This window comes from Acinetobacter tjernbergiae DSM 14971 = CIP 107465 (assembly GCF_000374425.1).
In the GTDB taxonomy this organism is placed as follows: Bacteria; Pseudomonadota; Gammaproteobacteria; order Pseudomonadales; family Moraxellaceae; genus Acinetobacter; species Acinetobacter tjernbergiae.
Map to the genome: position 1 here is coordinate 1 of NZ_KB894388.1, position 5,559 is coordinate 5,559.

General features: G+C 36.2%; 6 protein-coding genes. 2 read left to right on the forward strand and 4 right to left on the reverse strand.

Annotation, left to right across the window (positions count from 1 at the left end; genetic code table 11):
- The first annotated feature begins 775 nt into the window (after positions 1-775).
- Positions 776-1,129: a cysteine peptidase family C39 domain-containing protein gene (locus tag C502_RS19810; protein ID WP_018680079.1), complete on the forward strand. Its 354-nt coding sequence runs from the start codon at positions 776-778 to the stop codon at positions 1,127-1,129.
- Here C502_RS19810 and C502_RS0117625 read toward each other — a convergent pair.
- From C502_RS0117625 to C502_RS0117640, 4 genes are all read right to left on the reverse strand, one after another.
- Positions 1,126-1,401 carry a type II toxin-antitoxin system RelE/ParE family toxin gene (locus tag C502_RS0117625; RefSeq protein WP_018680080.1) on the reverse strand — a complete coding sequence of 92 codons (276 nt, stop codon included), beginning with the start codon at positions 1,399-1,401 and terminating at the stop codon, positions 1,126-1,128. The two genes, C502_RS19810 and C502_RS0117625, sit on opposite strands and share 4 nt — an antisense overlap.
- Positions 1,388-1,576: a type II toxin-antitoxin system RelB family antitoxin gene (gene relB, locus C502_RS0117630; RefSeq protein ID WP_018680081.1), complete on the reverse strand. Its 189-nt coding sequence runs from the start codon at positions 1,574-1,576 to the stop codon at positions 1,388-1,390. Before relB ends, C502_RS0117625 begins: the two co-directional genes overlap by 14 nt.
- A gap of 69 nt (positions 1,577-1,645) precedes the next feature.
- Positions 1,646-3,460: a relaxase family protein gene (locus C502_RS0117635; RefSeq protein WP_018680082.1), complete on the reverse strand. Its 1,815-nt coding sequence runs from the start codon at positions 3,458-3,460 to the stop codon at positions 1,646-1,648.
- Positions 3,450-3,854, reverse strand: a complete 405-nt coding sequence (locus tag C502_RS0117640; protein ID WP_018680083.1) for a MobC family plasmid mobilization relaxosome protein — start codon at positions 3,852-3,854, stop codon at positions 3,450-3,452. The genes C502_RS0117635 and C502_RS0117640 overlap by 11 nt, the downstream gene beginning before the upstream one ends.
- Before the next feature lie 1,104 nt (positions 3,855-4,958).
- Between C502_RS0117640 and C502_RS0117650 the strand changes: the two genes are divergently transcribed.
- Positions 4,959-5,267, forward strand: coding sequence for a hypothetical protein (locus C502_RS0117650; RefSeq protein WP_018680085.1), 309 nt, complete (start codon positions 4,959-4,961; stop codon positions 5,265-5,267).
- Positions 5,268-5,559: the final 292 nt, after the last annotated feature.

Sequence of the window (5,559 nt, forward strand, 5' to 3'; positions counted from 1 at the left end):
AAGGTTAAAAAACAACTGGATGTTGATTTTATTAAGTTTAATCAATTCTAAAATAATTGAAAATAGCACTAATACAAGAGGTCTATTTTATTAGTACTTTACGTTTCAGTATATAATCTGGAACTACATTTTGTGCAGCAAGAGATGCTTTTATTTGATCAGCTTTTTGAATTTTAAGCTCTGGGGTGTATAGTGCTAGATATAATTTTAGTTGTGTGAGCATTCGAGTCTTAGCACGTAGATAAAAACTAATATTTAGGGAATTATGCAATGATAAATTTTTCAAAAGTAGCGAAGTTTATAGTAATATCTACAGTTATAGTTTTTTTAATATTCTTTGTTTTTATTTTATTACTATCATATTACACAAATGAAAATATTATAACTATGTTTTATTTGTGGTTTGATTCACCACAATCATTTGTTTATATAGTCTTCCCTATCATTTGTATGACTTTAGCTTCTCTTAGTAATAAACATAGATCATTTAGTAAAAGCAAATAAATTGTTTGAGAAAATATGCTTAGTGACATTGCTTCCTTCCTATGTGGTTTTCTAGGATCTTACTTTAGAAGTAAGAATATAAGTTATCCCTATGCATTTTTTTTCTCATTCATTTTATATTTTTTAATTACTACTATCAGCTTCTCATTTTTTATTATCAATACTAATAGAAGTTTTACATTTTTATTTATTTTCTGTTTGTTACTGAGCCTAGCTCTAAGTATAGGTGTAATAATTAGTATGAAATATACTAAAAAAAATTAAATTTATATTGATTTATTTTTCTATTTTTAAAAAATTTAAAGGCTATGCTGTTTCACTAGAAACCTTAGAGAAATTGAAAATCCCAGTCATTGCTTATATCAAGCATAGAAAAAATGATCATTTTACCGTTATTTCAGGCATTAATAACAATTTTGTCAGAATTTCGGACCCATCACTAGGACAAAGAACTCTAAGTACATACCAATTTAAAACAATGTGGGAAACTCGTGCTGATGATCGCTTAAAGGGAAAAATTTTAGTGATTCTTCCTAAGGATCAATCAAGTAATTCGACATTTTTCTCGAAAGATATCAGGCTCGCAACGACACAGGCAATTAAATTACTCGCATCTCAACGCTAAGGATATTCTCGTTTTGTATGTAGGATATTTAAAATATTAATCGCTGTTGAGGTGACTTGATACACAACTAAATAGTTTGGATGTAAAATTTTCTCTCTCGTTCCATCAACACGTCCAAGCCGACCACTATAAGGCATATCAGCTAATCTTTCCGCAGTCTGTAATATCTCATCTGCTAAAGTTAAAGCTGCTATTGGATTATGATCAAATATATAAGTTGTAATACCGTCCAAATCATTAATTGCTGTTTGCTTCCAATTAACGATTAACATTATTTAAACGTTCCTCTCGAAGCTTTTTCATACGAGCAACGACTTGATCATGGGCAACAACAGGACGAGTATCCATTAGAGAAGCTTCAACCTTGGCTTTAAACCATTTGTTATAGCTTTCTTCTTGATCAGAACTCTCAAACTCAGACACGATCGGATCAAACTTTGTATTCATATGTGGAACCCATTTGAGTCTTAATTAAGCAATTTTACTACCTACTGTATGAAATAACTATATTCCGTTTCACATCTCAAAATCCATACCTCGACTTTTTTTAGGTTGGGACTTGTCCATTTCTATTTGCCGTTCTTTCATTTGGACGATATTCGCTTCAATATCTCGGATGTTTCGAGCAAATTCTGCTGAGCTTTGGCTACTTGTGACGAGACTGAATGCTGTGTGGTTGAGATTCTCTCGAGAACTTCTTCGTTGTTCGCTGTAATTTGGCTCATCTCTCTGACTTTGCCATTGATCTGCTCGATATAGGTTGCTGTATTTCGTTCTAGCTCGTGAAATTGTGTCTGTGTTGTCGCTAATGACTTTTGTGTTTGCACTAAGTCTTTCTGTACGCTCTCCATTGCCTTTGATTGTGCTGATAAGGCTTGGATAATTTTCATTTGCATCACGTCTAAACTCTGCTGTTGCTGCTGCAACTGCACTTGTTGTTGCTGTAATTGCTGCTGTTGTTCTTCGATGATTCTCAATAACTGCGTTTCTAATTCGTTCATCGTTTAATACCCCATTGGAATGTAATAGCCATTCCCGAATCTGCCCTGTTTCTCGTTGATCAGGATACATAAACGTTGGGATTTGCTGTTGCTTGGATTGCATGTACTGATATTCAGACTCCCCCCTGAACGATTCAACTGATCCACTCGCATTTGCTTCTCGTTGATTGCCATATTCAAGGTCTGTATTTCGCTGTATTTGTTTTTGCTGACGAGACTGAACGAGAAAATCGCTATAAGCAAAATAACTGCTACTGAAATCAGTCCTATATTCAACATGGAAAGCTGTTTCAGTAGGCTTTTGTTCTGAACTTGCTGTTCTTGGGTCTGGATTTGCTCGTTCATTTGCTTTAAACGGCTCAATTTGGACTGTAGCAAGGCTTGGTACTGCTCGAGGTGCTTCTCGAGCTGCTGTGAGCTGTTCTGTATGTGCTGCGCTAATTTCTCGTCTGACTGTTGGATAGCGGTCGCTGTGATATTGGCTCTTGTGCTCAAGCTGTCTTTGATAGTCTGTGACGTTTGCTCGATACCGCTCAGAAGTTGTTCCTCGGTACGTTGCAATTCGCTGTTGTATTTCTTGTCGATATTCGCCAGTAGCTCTAAAGCCTTGCTCATAAACCTCTCCATTCAAACGGATAGGACGTGTTGCGCCCTCGTATGGGTTTTCGATTGATATTGATTTTGGGGTTTGTCGGGTGACTTTGATTTCATTAGCTTCAAGCCACTGTACCAATTCTTGCCGATCGGCAAATTTGCCATCAATCACAGCTTGGCAAATCCGTTGGTGTAATTGATCTTTAAAATCCTTCACATCCTTAGGTAAGTTCTTCTTATTGATTAAAAGCTGCTGATTGTTCGGGTCATCGGGGTCATACAACCGATGTTCTGCATTGGTAATTCTCTTAAACAAATCCACTCGATCGAGATCCACAGGTGCATAGAATGGCTGTAGCCGTTTGCCTGTTGAAAGCTCAACGTTTGGAATCACAAAATTCAGCTCTAGCCTTGTCTCTCCAGTGTCTTGGTTCACCTTGTCTTGGTGCTGCACCCATAAAATTTGATACTGATCTTGATCAAGACCAGGGAAAAGACATTGCTCAAAATTTTGCATGATCTGCTGCTTATTTTGGTCAGATAAATCATGCTCGTAAAAAGACAAACAACCACTAGTATATTTTTTGGCAAAAGGACTACTATCAATCAGTTGAGCGGTTAATTCGACATCACCATTTAACACTATGGCATTTTCACGCTCTCTATCTTCACCTAACAAATAATCGAGACAGCCTTTAGACAAACCTGAACCATGCCGAAAGAAATCAACGATCATCTGGACGTATCTCCCTAAGCTGCTGATCTATCGAAATCAACAAATGAAGTAACTTTACTTTGTCAAACGTCCCAGTACCTGCAATATCAGTATTAATCGCTTTAGCAATTTGATTAACGTTATTACCTATTCTGCTTAATTCTAAGATTAGTTCTCGCTCTATCTTGCTATATGAAGATTCAACAATCTTGGTTGTTTTAATTTTTTCGTCATCATCTGCTTTGGAATTATGAATCTTTGTTGCTTTCTCTACTGCGGACTGACGTAGCAACTTTGCAATCGAACCAAAAGGGTTATTGGTATCAAGTAACTGATATTCTGATTCTGAAAGTCTGACTTTAAAGGTTCTTTCTCGCACTAACTTTGTTGTCTTTGTCTCTGAACTATCATTCATTTCAATCAATCCAAAATTTGACGGTCGTCAAATTCTTAAATGGAAAATCTTTGATTTTTCTTTTAAGAATTTTTTGGGGGTATCGGGGGTGAAGCCCCTGATCAAGGTCACAGATTATCATTATTGAACGAAGTGAAATAGGGGTAACTGTGTATCCTTGCTATTTAAAAATTGACAGAGTTATTTATAACAAAATTCAATCAAATAACACTATATATAAACTCTAGGAAGTATTGGCATGAATCTTGTAAAAAACAAAGACTCTCAACTCTTTCTCACCGTCCCCACATCCCTCGCTTTGCTCGGGCTGATGGTGAACGTTGAGAGAGTTTCGGCAATACTCACCCTAGGGGTCGCTAATTTAAAAAAATTAGGCATACCCCTAAGCACTGCCGATTTAACCTAATGGGCTGACGGAGCCACGCATCGGTCGTATCCGCACCATGCTTCACATACATGGCAGACAAGGACTAAAAGTTTTGCACCTCTCCCCACGCGCTCCTTGTCGAAGTATGGCGGTATCTCTGCGAGGGTAAACACCCAACATGCAACTTAACCAACCTATACAACTACTCTCAACGCTCCGCTTTTGTGGGATTCCCCTGTAACGGTTCAGCTCCAATCTCTCGATCTTCACTATCGCTACGATGCACCAGTGACACTTATTCCCTCCACATGCACCGCATATCTGCCTTAAAAAGGATGCACAGAAGTAGATAAGACTCGACCGATAAGGTGCTTATTTGATGTTTTAAGAAGCTTATTTAACGAAGATTTTCAAATTAGGGGCTTGTCAAACTAGTTCTTTTCTTTAAAATAGGAACTGGTACATCAAGCCTTTCAGGTGAATATCGTGACGGTCGTCAAACCTCCGATCTTCGTTAGATGATGCTCTTACATCAAATAACTGTACCCAATGAATTTAGTTGAAAACCCCTCTCAGTTGCAAGACTTAGAGGGGTTTTTTTCTTGAAAAATAAAAAAATATTGACCCAATAGCCTCTTTAAGATAAATACACACCTGTACAATCTTGGATTTCTAAGACTTATGGTTATTAACTGTTAAAAATGGCAAGACGTTATGTCTTGCCATGAGTGTTGAATATGAAGACTTTAATAGTGAAATTTACTTTAATTTTTTGTAGTGCGTTATTCGTTTTTTCTGCATATCAATCATATTTAGAAAATAGCTATACACAATTCTTTTTCCAGTTAGGTTTAGGTTTTTTACTGTTACGAGATGCACAAACACCAGAGTTTTTTCTACAGAAAATTCAGGCTAAAACTTTTTTCTCCGTGCAGAAAATTCAAATTGATTTCAATCCAAGCGGTCTTCTTTGGATATTGGGTTATTCCTTCCTTGCAATATCTATAGTTTTGTGGACTCTAAGTTTTATTGGATATAAGGAATAATGATCCTAGTCAAAATAATGAACAAGTAATCCCTCTGAAGATAACGTAAGGTTAACTTTTGAGATGTAGGAATAGACAGAAGAATATATGTAATTACATGATTCAATCAATTAATGACAATGAAATTTCACGAGTAATTGGTGGTGTTTTAATCCCAATGAATATGGCTAAAATGTGAAATTATTAGGCCTCTTGCAAAGGTTAAAAAACAACTGGATGTTGATTTTATTAAGTTTAATCAATTCTAAAATAATTGAAAATAGCACTAATACAAGAGGTCTATTTTATTAGT